This is a genomic window from Candidatus Melainabacteria bacterium (assembly GCA_003963305.1).
Classification (GTDB): Bacteria; Cyanobacteriota; Vampirovibrionia; order Obscuribacterales; family Obscuribacteraceae; genus PALSA-1081.
The window spans coordinates 40,640-55,961 of record RXJR01000016.1 but is presented as its reverse complement, the minus strand read 5'-3'; the positions used below and the strand labels follow the sequence as shown (position 1 = coordinate 55,961).

General features: G+C 49.5%; 13 protein-coding genes. 4 read left to right on the top strand and 9 right to left on the bottom strand.

Annotated elements, in window-relative coordinates; all coding sequences use genetic code 11:
- Positions 1-56: 56 nt before the first annotated feature.
- On the bottom strand, positions 57-1,253 hold the full coding sequence (locus EKK48_16525) for a hypothetical protein (GenBank protein RTL40352.1): 1,197 nt from the start codon (positions 1,251-1,253) through the stop codon (positions 57-59).
- A gap of 41 nt (positions 1,254-1,294) precedes the next feature.
- Entirely contained in the window at positions 1,295-2,071 is a 777-nt protein-coding gene (locus EKK48_16520) for an SDR family oxidoreductase (protein RTL40351.1), read from the bottom strand.
- A 78-nt stretch (positions 2,072-2,149) separates the two neighbouring features.
- Here EKK48_16520 and EKK48_16515 point away from each other — a divergent pair, with 78 nt between their 5' ends.
- Positions 2,150-2,656 (top strand): cupin domain-containing protein, encoded by a 507-nt coding sequence (locus EKK48_16515; protein ID RTL40350.1) that lies wholly within the window; start codon positions 2,150-2,152, stop codon positions 2,654-2,656.
- Here EKK48_16515 and EKK48_16510 read toward each other — a convergent pair.
- A complete protein-coding gene (locus tag EKK48_16510; protein RTL40349.1) occupies positions 2,628-3,467 on the bottom strand; it encodes a class I SAM-dependent methyltransferase in 840 nt (279 codons plus the stop codon). The genes EKK48_16515 and EKK48_16510 overlap by 29 nt on opposite strands.
- A gap of 158 nt (positions 3,468-3,625) precedes the next feature.
- Between EKK48_16510 and EKK48_16505 the strand changes: the two genes are divergently transcribed.
- From EKK48_16505 to EKK48_16495, 3 genes are all read left to right on the top strand, one after another.
- The gene (locus EKK48_16505) at positions 3,626-4,750 is read left to right on the top strand and encodes a tetratricopeptide repeat protein (GenBank protein RTL40348.1); all 1,125 of its coding nucleotides are present in this window, start codon (positions 3,626-3,628) and stop codon (positions 4,748-4,750) included.
- Between the two features lie 118 nt (positions 4,751-4,868).
- On the top strand, positions 4,869-5,438 hold the full coding sequence (locus EKK48_16500) for a septal ring lytic transglycosylase RlpA family protein (protein ID RTL40347.1): 570 nt from the start codon (positions 4,869-4,871) through the stop codon (positions 5,436-5,438).
- 35 nt (positions 5,439-5,473) lie between these two features.
- Positions 5,474-6,478, top strand: coding sequence for a hypothetical protein (locus EKK48_16495; GenBank protein RTL40346.1), 1,005 nt, complete (start codon positions 5,474-5,476; stop codon positions 6,476-6,478).
- A 57-nt stretch (positions 6,479-6,535) separates the two neighbouring features.
- On the opposite strand, the gene EKK48_16490 is transcribed toward EKK48_16495, so the two are convergent.
- The 6 genes from EKK48_16490 to EKK48_16465 form a co-directional block, all read right to left on the bottom strand.
- Positions 6,536-7,063 (bottom strand): prolyl-tRNA synthetase associated domain-containing protein, encoded by a 528-nt coding sequence (locus EKK48_16490; protein RTL40345.1) that lies wholly within the window; start codon positions 7,061-7,063, stop codon positions 6,536-6,538.
- A gap of 37 nt (positions 7,064-7,100) precedes the next feature.
- A complete protein-coding gene (glk, locus tag EKK48_16485) occupies positions 7,101-8,105 on the bottom strand; it encodes a glucokinase (protein ID RTL40400.1) in 1,005 nt (334 codons plus the stop codon).
- 16 nt (positions 8,106-8,121) lie between these two features.
- Positions 8,122-9,114, bottom strand: a complete 993-nt coding sequence (gene gnd, locus EKK48_16480; protein ID RTL40344.1) for a decarboxylating 6-phosphogluconate dehydrogenase — start codon at positions 9,112-9,114, stop codon at positions 8,122-8,124.
- A 39-nt stretch (positions 9,115-9,153) separates the two neighbouring features.
- Positions 9,154-12,027: a bifunctional transaldolase/phosoglucose isomerase gene (locus tag EKK48_16475; GenBank protein ID RTL40343.1), complete on the bottom strand. Its 2,874-nt coding sequence runs from the start codon at positions 12,025-12,027 to the stop codon at positions 9,154-9,156.
- Between the two features lie 241 nt (positions 12,028-12,268).
- Positions 12,269-13,117, bottom strand: a complete 849-nt coding sequence (locus tag EKK48_16470) for a DUF4239 domain-containing protein (GenBank protein ID RTL40342.1) — start codon at positions 13,115-13,117, stop codon at positions 12,269-12,271.
- A 37-nt stretch (positions 13,118-13,154) separates the two neighbouring features.
- Positions 13,155-15,311 (bottom strand): RNA-binding transcriptional accessory protein, encoded by a 2,157-nt coding sequence (locus EKK48_16465; GenBank protein RTL40399.1) that lies wholly within the window; start codon positions 15,309-15,311, stop codon positions 13,155-13,157.
- Positions 15,312-15,322 lie beyond the last annotated feature (11 nt).

The window sequence follows — 15,322 nt, the reverse complement described above, 5'->3', positions numbered from 1 at the left end:
TATTAGTACGATTAGAATATTTGTGACTGAATCACCAAATGATATCGCACTTCAAATTATTCTTCCTCTGGATTCAATAGTTTCATCAGCGAACTGTTGAGCAATTCTGAATCAATCACAGTTTCATCCACAATCGTAATTACGTTTTCGCCGCGCTCGTTGTCTGATCTGGTTCTATAAAATCTTTCGATCTCTTCACGCAACGGAAGTTCTATCTGCTGGCGCGACTTAACTTCTACGATGCGCTTGCCATCCATAAAACTCTCTTTAGTAATTTTCTGGTTCAGATCTGCAATCAGCCAGGCAACGTTCGGGTCATAGAAGAATGCTTCGGCAATGCTGATCAAAGTGTCAGTGGATGCGATTATTGTCTTTGGCCTGGCGGATTGTTTTTTTCCCCGAGGATGCGCAGTCGAATTATTTCGTTCGGTATTTATATCTCCTGATCTCCCTGAGAGGAAATATTGTTCGCCTGCTGTTGCATCACCTGCGGGTAAGTCTCCTGCGTTTCTATCTTGCGCGTCTCTGTCTTGCGAGTTTTCATTACCTGAGTTGAGGTCCTGAGAGTTTCGGTCTCCTGGAATCAGTTGGGTCCGCGGTCCACTCTTTCCCGTTCCGCCTCTGATTCTTGTTGCACCGGCTGCGGCAATGATCAGCGCCAGGGCGATTTCACTGCCCAGAACATAGCGCTTCGCCGGCGTGCCGACGATTCTCTCTGCTGAAATAATTTTTCGAATTCGTTCTATCTCGCAATTCGTTTCGGAGTTGGCTGACCCGGAAGATGCTGTTAAGCGGAGAATATAGTTCAGTCCGACGTTGTGTTCTCGATCGTATGCATCTGAATCTTTATCTTCATTCCGCTCGCGATAGTCTTCGTTTTGCGCTTTATGTTTTTCCCTTCTTCGCCTTATGGAAGTGCACCATCGCAGACTTGCAATTCCATGTTGGTGCAAGAGATCAGTCAATTTTTCGACTGTCAAAATCTTTCGCGAATTTGAGTCACTGATTCCAGCGCTGCCATTCTCTACTACATGTTCCCAGGTAATTGGCGGCTCTGCTGCGCTTGCCATGTCGATGTTCAAGACGTCTGACCTGGCAGTGGCTTTTTCTGCGGGTTGAAGTTCGCGGTTGGCGATGCGCGACGAAGCAACCATGTTGTCGGCAGAAGTAGAGTCTCCACCCTCTTCGGACTGCGGCCTTTCTTTGGGGTTCGACATTTCACCGCCTCGGTTGTGCACTGTAATTGTGCCCATTAGCCCGAGTATCCAGCGTTGTTGTCTTTTGATTTTGCTGTTTAGCGGGCCGCCTGAATGCGCTTCACCATATGCGTGCACACGCTCCTCGGGAGCAATCGTGTTGCCAATCCCATAAACTTATTGGAGGTTCCCGTGATCACTATAACGTCACCGTTCATCATGCCTCGATAACCGATCTCAGACACAGTAGTGGCATCCATTGGTTTGAATTTGGAGAAGAGCTTGGAGCGACCCAGTCCGGCTCGTTCTTGAAACTCAGTTGCGGTAGCTCCGGGGCATACTGCGGTCACCGTAACTCCCGTTCCTTCCAGCTCACAAGCGAGAGCTTCTGAGAATGAAAGAACATAAGCTTTGCTCGCATAATAGACAGCCATTTGTGGTCCCGCCACAAATGCTGCCATAGAGGCCAGGTTCATTATTTTTCCGTCTTTGTTTTTCAGCATTGATGGCAATAGCAGTTTAGTCAGCTTAGTCAAAGCGACGATATTGACTTGCAGCAGTGCCACTTCCTTCTCTAAAGAGTTGCTTGAGAAATAGCCGTAATTGGCGAATCCCGCATTGTTTATCAAAATGTCTATTTGCAGGTTTTTTGCAGTCAGTTCTTCCACTATTTTTTCGCACGCATCGGGCAAAGAAAGATCCTGGACAATGATGTGAGTTTCGATTTTATGCTCTTTTAATTGCTCAACTCGTTTCTCAAGTTGCTGTTGATTGCGAGCCGTAAGTACGATGGAATAGCCATCTTTAGCCAGCAGTTTGCAGAGTTCAAAACCAATTCCTTCGGATGCTCCGGTTACGAGGGCTCGTTTTGCCAATTTTTTGCTCCTGAAACTTGAGAATGGAAGTGTATTCTTTATCTGCGGTATTTGCAGACAAACAACTCGAGGTTCAGTATGACAGCTGACGAACTAAAGGCAATGCTTGACCTAAAACCATTACCTGGAGAAGGGGGCTTCTTCAAGGAGATTTTTCGCGCTCCTGAGATGTTGGCGAAATCTTCTTTGCCGCTGCGATACGAAGATGAAAGAGCAACGATGACCTCTATCTTCTACATGTTGGACTCTTCTACTTTCTCAGCTTTCCATCGACTAAAGTCTGACGAAATTTATCACTTCTATCTTGGCGACCCAGTTGTGCTGTCTTTGATTGATCAGTCCGGCAGATTGACCGAAGTCACCCTCGGTAAAGACATCGCCTCTGGTCACCAACTGCAGTATGTCGTCCCCAAACGGGTCTGGCAGGGCTCGAGGTTGGCTCCCGGCGGTAATTTTGCTTTGATGGGATGCACCGTTGCACCAGGATTCGAATTTGCCGACTATGAACATGGCGAGCGAAGAGTACTTCTTGGCGATCATCCACTGCACGAAGAAATTATTGTTGCTTTGACGCGTTCTGACTGAGCAAACCGTCTTTTTTCTTCAGAACATAGACGAGCCGCCCGGCCTCAGCTGGATTGAATGGCTGATCTGGGTCGAGTGAACTGAGTTTAGCTGCAATCTCAAAGAACCCGCTCTCTGCAACTGTTTCTTCGAAGCAATCTGCCGACCATGAGCGAATCATCAGATGGTCGGCTAGGTCTACTGAGTTGCCCATCACCGAACCGTAAATGTGCAATTTGAGACTGCGAACCCTGGTGTCGACATCGAATTCATCGTCAGTGGCACCGAAGTCGACGTGTAGTTGAATGCCCTCTAACTCGACTGGCCAAGACGACTGTTTGATTGACTCGCGACCACTCCAGTGAGGGTAATGAGCCTCGACCACGTATAACCCGTCTCGACTCAGATGTCTTGAGACTGCAGCCAGGTGTCTGGTGAGATCTGTTGCCGTGTGTACGTGCCCGATTGAATTAAGCAGGATAAAAGCCAGATCAAAATTCTCTGAGATATTGAAATCGAGCATGTCCTCGTTGTTAACATTCAAGGGGACAGATAGGTCGCCGGCAAGTTTCGTGGCATAGAAACACATCGACGGCGAGTTGTCGATTGCAGTTGCGAGGTAGCCTCTGCTCGCGAATTCCAGGGCATGGCGGCTTGGTCCCGCCGCCAACTCAAGGACATTTTTCAGTTCGTGCTCGCTGCCGAAGCGCTCGTGACAAGCCAGAAGCCCGTCCACGTTGTTAGTAATAGCCATGCGCCTGAAGGCAAGGTCGTAAAGCAATGGTATTTCATAGAGTCTTGTCATTTTCTTTGGCGAATCGTCACTGCCCATCTAACATAACACCGCGTCGAACCGCGAGCTTCCATCTGAACTCCTTCCCCGTCACAGAGGATAAGCGTTACTCCGCTTAATGGGTTGCCAAAGTCAAGCAGTTTTGTTTTACAGTATGTGGGAGGATAATAATTCCGGGCTTGCTGGGCGGATACAAGATGCAGGATGTCAAATTGGACTGGGAAGAACTGCGGCAGGCAGGTCAGTTGGCCTTCGTCGAGCAACGATACGAAGACTGCGAGAAAGCCTGGTTTGAGGCTCTGGAGTTCGCCAGGCAAAATTACCGCGATTTGCAGATCGCCACTAGCTGCTTAGATTTGGCAACCCTCTACAATTCAGTCGGTCAATATCAGCAGGCCGAGCCGCGCATAACCGAGGCACTTGAGCTTAGAGCACGTAATCTTGGCGACCAGAGCATAGAAGTGGCTGAATGCTTGACAGCGCTGGCCAAGAATCAGGGTTTTCAGGGCAAATTGCACGAGTGCGAACAGCTTTATCGTCAGGCGCTGCAGATTAAAGAGAGCATGCTTGGTGCTGAACATCTTGATGTAGCTGATAGTTTACAAGAGCTTGCTAATTTCTACGCTTCGGTTGGCAATTTCAACGAATGCGAACCTCTGATGCTGCGCGCCCTGGCTGTTAAAGAAGCAAATGCAGGTCTGGTCAGCAAGGAAGTAGCGAACGGATTGAAGACTCTGGCTCGAATTTATCGAAAACAGGGACGATTTGCGGATGCTGATGCCTACTACCTGAAGACACTGTCGGTGAAAGAAGAGTTGCTGGGAATGGACCACGCCGAAGTGGCTGAAACACTTCGCAGCCTGGCCAACAACTATTCGTATCAGGGTAAGTACGCCGAGGCGGAGCCTCTGTACAAGCGCTCTCTTGAGATATACGAAAAAAATCCGGAGCCTGATCACTCTGAGATTGCCACCAACTTGCATAATCTTGCGGTCTTGTACTACAAAATGAGCAGAGATGGTGAGGCCGCGATGTTGTATCGCCGCGCTCTGGAACTTTTTTCGACGGTGCTGGGCACCGAACATCCCGAAGTGGCAACGACCTTGTTGTCGATGGCCAAATTCTACGAGGAGCGCAAGAAGTACGATAAAGCTGCTGCTCTAACAAATCTCGCTGTGCAAATATACGAAAAGAACTATGGACCAGATCACAAAGCGGTCGGTAATGCGCTGAAGGACCTGGCGGAGTTGTACAGCGCTCAGGGGCGTACTTTCGAAGCCGAAGACCTGCGTAAGCGATCCAGAGCAATCCTCGCTGGTTAGAGCCATTGTCGGCGTATGGCGCAGCGCGGGAACTTAAAAGTGAAGAGCTTCGTCGAGACCAGCACGAAAGCTAAACAGCTGCTTTCTGCACAGCGATAGACTTTAAGAGACTTTGATCATGATTAACATCGTGCGCTATTTTTGCGCTGTTGTCTTTGTGTTGCTCATTTTCACGACACCGGCACTATCTTCGCCGATTCGCAAAATAGAGTCAAAAATTGGGAAGGTTTTTCATGGTGTGGCTTCGTTCTATGCCGACAAATTCAACGGGCGTAAAACCGCATCCGGAGAGATTTTCGATAATTCGAAGTTGACTTGTGCGCACCGATCATTGCCATTTGGCACCAAAATTCTAGTGAAGAATCCGGATACAGGCTCTTGTTGCGAGGTGATCGTCAACGATCGTGGTCCCTACGCTCACAACAGAGTAGTGGACCTCTCAAAAGCAGCGGCGCGCAAACTAGGTATCACCGGGCTGGGTAGAGTGGTCTGCTATGCCGGAAAGAGCGTGGTCAATGCAATTGACATAGAGGGTCCTACAAAGTCAGGAAAAACTGCGGTAGACGGTGTCAACCAGAGTAAGGTAATTGCCTCTGCTGAGAATGCTTCTGAGCCTCTTAAAGTTAATGCGGCTCAGTCAGGTAACGACGCTTCCGAGTCCCAGGCATCCAAACCAAAAGCCGACTAGTTGACGCTCGGATAAGATGCTAAAATCCTGGCATCATGACTGCTGGCGAAACAAAAGGCTATCGTCCTGGACAGAGCGTCCTGTGCCGTGTTGAGGCACCGGAAACCGGTGGCTATCTGGTAACAGTTGCACCGGCCGGCATTAAGGGTTTTCTGCCTAGTCAAGACCCTCTGGATATTGGTCGTCAGGTGCCTGCTACTTTCGTTTGTATGCACGGTGACAGAGCTCTGCTCACTTTTGCTTACATGATAGGCACCACTGAACGCGTTCAATTGAGCACCAGTAGCGACTCCATTAATGCATTTTCTGTCTGGGCTGACTCTTACCCTACCAACATGAAATTACGACGCGCTATCGACGTCGTAATGCCCTCTCTTGATGGAAATATTCGCACCATGACGAGCAACGAGCATACGCTCGCTGAGTTGATGGAGCACATTGAGAATACTAAGTTTACCGGTTGCTTGAAGGCGCAAAACGAAGAAAAGCTCTCACGTTCTGCAGCCTTGCTCTTCGAAGGACGAGTTGTTGGTTGCATATATGGTACTAAAAGTCCAAAGCCGCAACCATACACGACCGAAACTGCAATGTATCTGATGATTGGAGATCTTCAGTCGAGCGGCACAGACGTGCAGCTCTATTCCTTGCCTGAAGAGATAATCTTGTCTATGTCTTCTTTGTTCCTTGGTTGTCCGATCGAGGGTCTTCCTGTCTCGAATACGCCGACTGTAGCGCTCGGGTTATTGGATGAATTCTCCAAGCGTGGTCAAACTGCTTGTCTGACATTGTCTACTGATGGCAGCGGCACGATTTCGGTCAGTTTTGTTTTCGACGGTAATTACATCGGTTCATTTCTCGTCGAGAAACAGCAGTTCTTGCCATCGGCGGAACTACCTCTGCAACTTCCTGCGGAATATGCCAACGCAAGACTGGACGCTTTATTTCTGCCTCAAGAGATGATTTCCGAGTCAATTCAATATGGCTACATCTTTCACAAAGTCGTCGAAAATTATCCAAACGTGCCGCACTTACGCCAATAGTGCCGGCATAGCTCTAATCAGCCAGCCGCTTTCCGTGCGGCGTCACTAGCTGTTCCCTCAAACAGCAGTTGCTTCATTATCTGCTTCCGCTTGCTGCGCTATATTGATGACTTGAGGTGTGTGTTCAACGTCTTTCAGGAACGCTAAAAAGTCCGGCGTAGAGATGGCAATCGTCATGTCATTGCGTAAGGGATGGAAGTTCAAAGGCGAAGTGCTCATCATGCGCTGATCGAGTACTACTGCAACCTTCTTCTCGGAGTCATTGATTAGAGCCAGGGGTGAAACCGCACCAGGAGTTATTCCCAGGTACTCGTACAGTTCATCCGCTGAAGCAAAGGAGAATTTACCGGCACCAAGTATTGAGGCCAGTTGTTTTAAGTTGATGCTTGTATCTTCCTGGGCAACAACCAGCCAGAAACGTTTGAATTTATCCTTTAGAAACAGGTTCTTCACGTGAGCACCGGGCAACTCCCCACGCAGCTGTTTGGATTCTTCTACGGTTCGCAGTGGCGGATGTTCGACGGTATTTGTTTTGAATCCCAGTTGTTCAAGCCTGTTCAGAAGGTATTGGGTATCGACTGGCATAGTGAAAAATTCCTCTTCAAAAAGACTATGTTGAAAGCTAGACCGCACCGATATGATGGAAAATCCCGGCATGCATCAGAGCACATCTGGCTGCGCCCAGCAGTGCTGTTTTGTCATTCATGATAACTTTGATTTGTATCGTTTCAAGCACATTGCGCAACCGACCCTTCTCCAGAAATGCTTTGAGGAATCTGGGCTCTTTCAACTTCGCAATCATTTTTGGTGCGATGCCACCGCCTATGTATATTCCGCCCGTGGCCATAAGTTTCAGCGCCAGATTTCCTGCTTCAGCACCATAAATATCAGTGAAGATGTTCAGCGCTTCGACGCAGATTTCAGTTTCGCCTTTGAGACCATGCTTGGAAATTATTGATGGTGCATCCCCTGCATTAAGTGACGCTGCTAGCCATTCTGGTTGTGGATACTTATTTTGATCTCGAAGAAAGTCGTAAATGTTTCGCAGTCCCTGTCCCGATAAAACTCGTTCACAACTGACGTGATCGAATTTCTTCTGCAGGTACTGCAGAAGTTCAAACTGGAGCGGACCATTCGGTGCAAAGTCGCAGTGCCCGCCTTCTGATGCAAAAGGGCGCATTTTGCGGTCTTCCCAGATAATTCCAGCTTCTCCAAGCCCGGTGCCGGCAGAAATAACGCCTACATTGCCGTGCTTTTTTATGTCACCTTTGTTGATCGTGACAAAATCGTCGTCTGTCAGTTCATAAATGCCGTGAGCATTGGCTTCGAGGTCGTTCATCAGCTCAACGTTCTTGAGGTTGAGTCGCTTTGCTAGAAGCCCGGCGTCGATGACCCACGGGAGGTTGGTGGCATGGCAACTCCCATCTACAACAGGCCCTGCCACGGCAATGCAAACATGGTCTGCATTCAGCTGAGTCTCCTGGATGAATTCAGCTATCAGCTCGTGCAGATCCGCGTACCCGTTGCTTGGATACTGCTTTTGGACCAGTAAGTGGAGCCTTGTGTTTTTAAGCGAATAAAATGCCAGATTAGCTTTGGTGCCACCAACATCACCAGCTAAAATTATGGTATCGGCCATGACACTATTTCTTCGCTGGAGCCGGCTTCAGTTCGATGTGGCCGCCGAAGCTGTGCCGCATGGCCGAAAGAAGTTTGTCGCTGAACGGACTTACTTCTCTTGAGCGAAAGCGTGTGTATAGAGCTGCAGATAGGACTTCAGCCGGTACAGCCTCCTCGATCGCCGCCTGAACAGTCCATCGACCTTCGCCTGAATCTTCTACGTAGCCGCTGTAGTTGACCAGGTCTGGGTCACCGGCAAGAGCGGAAGCGGTCAGGTCCAGAAGCCAGGAACCCACTACGCTGCCCCTTCTCCATACCTCGGCAATGTCGGCGATGTCGAGATTGTATCGGCGGTTTTCAGGCAAGTGCTCGGAATTTGCTTTCCTGAATATTTCAAATCCTTCCGCATAGGCTTGCATCAAGCCGTATTCTATGCCGTTGTGCACCATTTTTACGAAGTGCCCGGAACCAACCGGTCCGCAGTGTAAGAAGCCTTCTTCGGCTGTACTGTCAATGTGTTCACGTCCGGGAGTACGATCTATCGACCCTACACCTGGTGCCAGCGCTCGCAAAACAGGATACAGTTCCCGCACCACGTCTCTGTCGCCGCCAACCATCAGGCAGTAGCCCCTGTCCAGACCCCACACACCGCCGCTGGTGCCGCAATCAACGAAGTTGATGCGCTTAGGTTTGAGCTCTTCCGCTCTTCTGATGTCGTCTTTGTAATAGGAGTTGCCTCCATCGACGATAACATCGCCTGGATCCATCAAATTAGCCAGATTGGAGATTGCCTCTTCCGTAGGAGCCCCAGCCGGCACCATAACCCATACGTGCCTTGGCTTCGATAGTTTGCTGATGAATGATTCCAGCGAATCAGCCGCATTGGCTCCTTCCTTTTCGAGCTCCTTTCCCGGTCCTGGAAGATGGTCATAGACCACGCAATCATGACCAGCTCTAATCAGTCGCCGCACCATATTGCTGCCCATGCGACCGAGTCCCACCATGCCTAACTGCATATTGTTTCTCTCTCTGTAGTGCTGTTTTATGTGATGGACTTATTTCTGTTGAGACTGCTTAGCAGCAGCTTCCAGAGTTGCCAGACCTTGTTCTACGTCGCTCAAGTGAACGCGCAACATTCTGCGACCCCTCTCTGCAAGCACCTGACCGTCTCCACGGGCTTGTGCTGCTTCTACTACTCCAAAAGTGTATTTCTGATCTGGAACGTCGAGGTCGTTTTTGTGATCACAGGTTACTTGCAAGAAGACACCTGTGTTCGGTCCACCTTTGTAGGCTTGACCGGTCGAATGTTGAAAACGAGGACCGAAGCCAAGGCACGTTGCCGCCTTTTTGAAATCTCTCACTGCAAGGCGAACAGTCTGTAGCTGCTGTTCGTGCTTTTCGTTCATCTCTATATAACCGAGAATGGCGAAGTAGTCACCAGCTTTTACTCTGGACGTGTGAGCTTTCAAATAACCGGCTAACGATTTCGGGTGTGCTCCCAAAGCGGCGTTCAGTTCGTTGACGTTCTTATCGTCTGAAAACAGCTTCACTCCCTCGCCTTCATAGAATGGCTTTTCTTCAGGCAGTGAACCATTCTTTTCGTAAGCTTCAGTAATTTGCTTGGTGGCAATCTTACTTGCTTCGACGTCAGGTTGGTTGAAGGCGTTAATACCAATAATCGAACCGGCGACAGCCGTTGCAATTTCCCAGCGGAAAAATTCTTGGCCGATGCAGTAAATGTCCGGAACGTTGATACGAACCACAGGCTGGTTGGCCTTTTCCAGTGCTTCGACGAGACGATCTTGGTCAGGGTCGGCTGCGTTGTCTAAGCGTAGGTAAGCGAAGAATCTGTCTTTGCCATAAACATTCGGAGCGCCGATAGGTTCTCTGTCGACTGGAACAATGCCTTTTCCAACTTTGCCTGTTGATTCGGCAAGAAGTTGTTCGAGCCAGGCGCCGATGTCGTGAATGCCGGGAGAGGCAATCAGAGTCAACTTGTCTCGACCGGCGTTAGCCATCAAGCCGAGCATCACACCCAGTACCACACCAGGGTTCTCGTCGATTGGTGTCTCTGGTGAACAAGCCCGAACCATCTCTTCGGTTTTGTCCATGAATTTTTGCAAGTCCACGCCCATCACCGCGGACGGTACCAGTCCGAAGTTGGAAAGGGCCGAATAGCGACCACCGATGCCGGGCACTCCGAAGAAGATTTTGCGGAATTTGTCTTGTTCCGCCACCTTCTGCATTTTCGATCCAGGATCAGTGATGGCGATGAATTGCTTTCCTGCTTTGTCCTTACCGACCAGGTCAGCTACCTTTTTGAAGAAATACTGTTTGTAGATATTCGGCTCAAGGGTGCTTCCCGACTTGCTGGAGACGATGAAGAGGGTTTTGGCGAGATCGATTGATTTTTCCAGAGTGGCAATCTGTCCCGGGTCTGTAGAATCGAGAATTTTCAAGTCCGGATAGCCGGCGATGTGTCCAAAAGTGAGACTCATAACTTCGGGACAGAGGCTTGATCCCCCCATACCGAGCAACACTGCATGAGTGAATCCTGCCGCTTTGATCTCAGCTGCGAAATTCTTGATGCTTTCGAGTTCTTTGCGCATGTCGTCTGTGATTGTCAGCCAATCCAGCCAGAGCGCTTCGTCTTCGTTTGTCCACAAGGAGGCGTCTCTCTTCCAAAGTTTTTTAACTTTGCCGCTCTCCTGCCACTCTTTCAAAGTTGCATGCAACACGCGAGTCTGTTCTTCAGGCAGGCGGTAACTGAATTGTTCTTTTCCTATTTTTAACTCTGCTCTCTGTTTCGCCACAGTGTCGGTGAGTTTGTTGAAAGCATCAGCAAATAGCTTTACGCCTTGAACGACAAGATTGTCAGTGACGTCTTTGATGGAGATGTTCAACTTCTCCAGGTTATCCATGACCTGGCGAGCGTCATCCAGATTTTCAGTAAGAGTCAGTTGCGCCTTGCCGTTCTTCTTGAAAGCTTCAAAGGTTGCCGGTGGAATCGTGTTGACAGTGTCTGGTCCAATTAACTCGTCGACATACATTGTTTCCGGGTACTTTGGATTTTTCGTGGAAGTGCTTGCCCAGAGTACTCTCTGAGTTTGTGCTCCCTTAGCTTTCAATTTCTCCCAGCGGCTGCCGGAGAAGATTTGTGTGTAGCGTTCGTAGGTCAATTTAGCGTTAGCTACGGCCACCTTTCCAAGCACGCTGTTTAACAACTGCTTTTGAGTGTCATCTTTGGTCTGCGCAAGACGGGCGCTGACGATGGTGTCGACATCCGTGTCGATGCGGCTGATGAAGAAGCTCGCAACGCTGGCGACACTGTTTATGTCACCACCTTTAGAGGCAAGTGATTCCAGACCGGCGATATAAGCGTCTGCAACCCGCTCGTATGTCTGCTCGGAGAACAAAAGGGTTACATTCACGTTGACGCCGTCTGATATCAGCTCTCTGATGGCAGGTATGCCGGCTTCAGTTGCTGGCACTTTGATCATCACGTTTGGTCTGGCTACTTCTCTCCATAACTTCTTCGCTTCTGCCAGAGTGGCTTTGGTGTCATTGGCGATGAGCGGCGAAACTTCGAGACTTACATAGCCGTCGCGCTTGTTTGTTTCGTTATAAACCGGAAGAAGGATATCAGCGGCTTCTTGAATATCGCGGATGGCCAGCTTCTCAAAAATCCCTGCTGCGTCAAGGTTGGAGTCGCGAATCGAGGCAATGAAATCGTTGTAGTCGGTGCTTCCGCCGATTGCTTTTTCGAAAATCGATGGGTTAGAGGTGATGCCGCGCAGACCATCTTCATCGATGAACCGCTTCAGTTCGCCCGATTTGATCAAACTCCGTTGAATATAGTCGAGCCAGACGGATTGACCGAACTTTTGCAAATCTTTCAAAGGGTTGACCAAGGCTTTGACGGTACTCATCCTGACTCTCCTGCTACATTCGTGAATTGTGGGATGCCTGCTCAGAGAACCTGAGCCACGACTGACTTGCCGGAAGCACTACGAGGAGGCTCAACAACGGCATTTATGGCAGTCTGAGCCTTCAAGATAGCAGATCTAAATATGCAATCTCGAAAAATTAATGACATTGCTATTTTGCTATTGCAAGCTGTTTACCTTACCAGCGCTGCTGACCGGCACAGCCGCTCTTAAATGGTTGATGTCATGGGGAGGACGGGACCGTTTCGCCGGGTTGACTGGTTGGCTTTGGTTCAACAAGTGGAAATTTTCCATCTTTCCGCTCTTTCAGCAAGGTCTGCATCATTCTCTGGTCATGTCTAAAACCTTCCGGTTGAATTCTCATATCTCCGCGATACGGATTACTGAACAGTACAACCAGCATGACATTTAGAGACAAGCAAAGCGAGACGAGTGTGGTCATAGCGATGTGGGCAACAGCATTTTCAACGCCGAAAAAATAGGTGAAGAGAACCGTACATATTCCGCCCGCTATAAGCACGCCCCATAGGATTTCCGACGTTCCTCCGCGTGTGCTGACGACACGGTATCGACGGGCATCAGCCATTTCACCAAGCGTGGTCAACATTGTGCTGTAGCAAGCTTGTTCACGGTTTGTGACCGGTTCATATGATGCCATCGTCTGCCAGACCTTTCTCAGCGGCACCACGCTGCCCTCAGTGAGGATGTCTCTGTGCACCTCTTTGCCCCACTCTTCATCGAGTACGACATTGACATACTCGGCAATGCCATCTTGTATTCTTTGCCTTGTAGGATCGGAGAATGCTTGACTGATTAAAAACATATCTGCCGCTGCATTTGCTTCAGTTTCTGTCATCAACTGTGCTTGCTGATACTTGCTCTGACCATCTACGACAATCAGTCCTAATAGCACCGCATATAGTGTGCCTATGACAGACAGTAAGTACCCAGCGACCTCATGGTGCGATTCCAGCTTGGCAAGATTGAAATATTTCCTCACCCACAACATGCCGGCAACGGAGCCGAGCGTGCCGCCCACTACTACTAGAATTCCTAATGTCCAAGCGCCCATCGCGTTACTCCCGGTCGTCCCTTGCCAAGATCTCTGGTTACTTTGAGTTGAGATTTTTCATGCTCAAAGAAATTCTTTTCCGTTCTGCGTCAACACTGAGTACCTTCACTTTCACCTTCTGTTGAACTTTTACTACATCAGCAGGCACCTTTACAAATTTGTCAGCTAATTCGCTGATGTGTACCAGTCCGTCCTGATGCACGCCGATGTCGACAAATGCACCAAAAGCGGTGACGTTTGTGACAACGCCGTCCATGGTCATGCCAGGCTTCAAGTCGTTGATGGTATTGATGCCCTCGGCAAACTCCACCTGCTCGAACTTATCTCTGGGATCTCTTCCTGGTTTAGCCAGTTCGGACATGATGTCTTTGAGCGTCGGCAGCCCAACCTTGTCGGTAACATACTTGTTTATGTCGATTCTCTTGCGAAGGTCTTCTTTCTGCAGCAATTCTGCTACTTTGCATCCAAGATCTGCCGACATGGCATCGACTACGGTGTAGCTCTCAGGATGAACAGCGCTGGCATCCAGAGGATTCTTGCCTTCATGAATACGAAGAAAACCGGCCGCTTGTTCAAATGCTTTGGCACCCAGTCGTGGCACCTTTTTAAGTTCGCTGCGACTCTTGAAGGCGCCGTTTTCTTCTCGATGCTTGACGATATTTCCCGCTAGTTGTGGTCCGAGCCCGGAGACATAAGTAAGAAGCTGTTTGCTCGCCGTATTCAGTTCTACTCCGACGTTGTTGACGCAACTTGTTACGGCATCATCCAGGCTGTGCTGCAGGGCCGCCTGATCGACGTCGTGCTGATACTGCCCGACACCGATCGACTTTGGCTCAATCTTTACCAGTTCTGCAAGCGGGTCCATTAGTCGACGACCAATCGACACAGCTCCTCTGACAGTAAGATCGAGGTCTGGAAACTCCTGACGGGCTACCTCCGATGCCGAATAAATAGAGGCTCCGCTTTCATTTACCATGACGATGGTGATCTTGCTGCCATCACTTTTCTTGAGAGCAAGCTTCTTGACGAATGTTTCGGTCTCTCGCCCGGCCGTGCCGTTTCCGATTGCTATGGCGCCAATACTAAATTTGGTGCAGATGTCGAAAATCTTTTTTGCTGCTGCTGAATTGACGGGGTCTTTTTCCGCTTCGTGCAAATAGATCACATCGTGTTTCAGGAGCTTGCCCTGAGCATCGAGAACTGCCAGCTTGCACCCGGTGCGGAAACCCGGGTCTATAGCCAGAGTCGCTATCTGCCCGAGCGGTGGTGCCATCAAAAGTTGCTTGATGTTGTCGGAAAATACTTTGATTGCTTCTGCGTCTGCCCTGGTTTTGAAGAGCTGACGTATCTCTGTCTCCATAGATGGTGCCAGTAGTCGTTTATAACAATCGGCAAGGGCCAGTTTGATCTGTTCTGCGCATTGATTACGACGCTTGATCAGCAGGTTCTCCAATTGTTTGATCAAGTCATCTGCATAGGGCCCTACTTCTACTTTCAGAAGTCCTTCGTTCTCGCCTCGGAACAGAGCCAGCACCCGATGGGAAGGCGCTGATTCAAGTGGTTCAGACCAATCGAAATAGTCCTTGAATTTGGCTGCATCAGCCTCCTTGCCGGCTACTACGACCGATTTTATGTCGCTTTTGCGTGTCCAATAGTGGCGCGCTTGATTTCGTACTTGTTGATTCTCGTTGATCCATTCGGCGATGATATCTCTTGCACCGCTGAGCGCCTCGTCGCTGCTGGCGACGCCTTTCTCATCACTAATAAAGCCTTCCGCCGTTTTCTTGGGATTGTCGAGCACGCAATCGAAAATTTGCTGCGCCAGTGGTTCCAGTCCTTTCTCTTTCGCTGCCATTGCTTTTGTGCGCCGTTTGGGGCGGAATGGAAGATAGATGTCTTCCAACTCCACCATGTTCTTCGCCGCGGCTACAGACTTTTTCAGCTCTTCGGTGAGGAGAGAGCGTTCTTCGAGCGACTTCAAAATGGCATCGCGGCGCTTGTCCAGATCAGCTAACTGAGCCAGTCGATCGCGAATCGCAAGGACCTGCACTTCGTCTAGTGAATTTGTCGCTTCCTTGCGGTATCTGGCGATGAAAGGCACGGTGCCGCCTTCGTTGAGCAAATCGGCTGTGGCTTGCACTTGCCTGGCAGTCAGTTTTAATTCATCTGCAACTATTGAAATGTTGTCGGTTATGGTTAGCAAAG

Coding starts and splice junctions, on each gene's coding strand:
- EKK48_16525 (RTL40352.1), bottom strand. CDS start 1,253: ATGGGCACAATTACAGTGCACAACCGAGGCGGTGAAATGTCGAACCCC.
- EKK48_16515 (RTL40350.1), top strand. CDS start 2,150: ATGACAGCTGACGAACTAAAGGCAATGCTTGACCTAAAACCATTACCT.
- EKK48_16510 (RTL40349.1), bottom strand. CDS start 3,467: ATGGGCAGTGACGATTCGCCAAAGAAAATGACAAGACTCTATGAAATA.
- EKK48_16505 (RTL40348.1), top strand. CDS start 3,626: ATGCAGGATGTCAAATTGGACTGGGAAGAACTGCGGCAGGCAGGTCAG.
- EKK48_16500 (RTL40347.1), top strand. CDS start 4,869: ATGATTAACATCGTGCGCTATTTTTGCGCTGTTGTCTTTGTGTTGCTC.
- EKK48_16495 (RTL40346.1), top strand. CDS start 5,474: ATGACTGCTGGCGAAACAAAAGGCTATCGTCCTGGACAGAGCGTCCTG.
- EKK48_16490 (RTL40345.1), bottom strand. CDS start 7,063: ATGCCAGTCGATACCCAATACCTTCTGAACAGGCTTGAACAACTGGGA.
- gnd (RTL40344.1), bottom strand. CDS start 9,114: ATGCAGTTAGGCATGGTGGGACTCGGTCGCATGGGCAGCAATATGGTG.
- EKK48_16475 (RTL40343.1), bottom strand. CDS start 12,027: ATGAGTACCGTCAAAGCCTTGGTCAACCCTTTGAAAGATTTGCAAAAG.
- EKK48_16470 (RTL40342.1), bottom strand. CDS start 13,117: ATGGGCGCTTGGACATTAGGAATTCTAGTAGTAGTGGGCGGCACGCTC.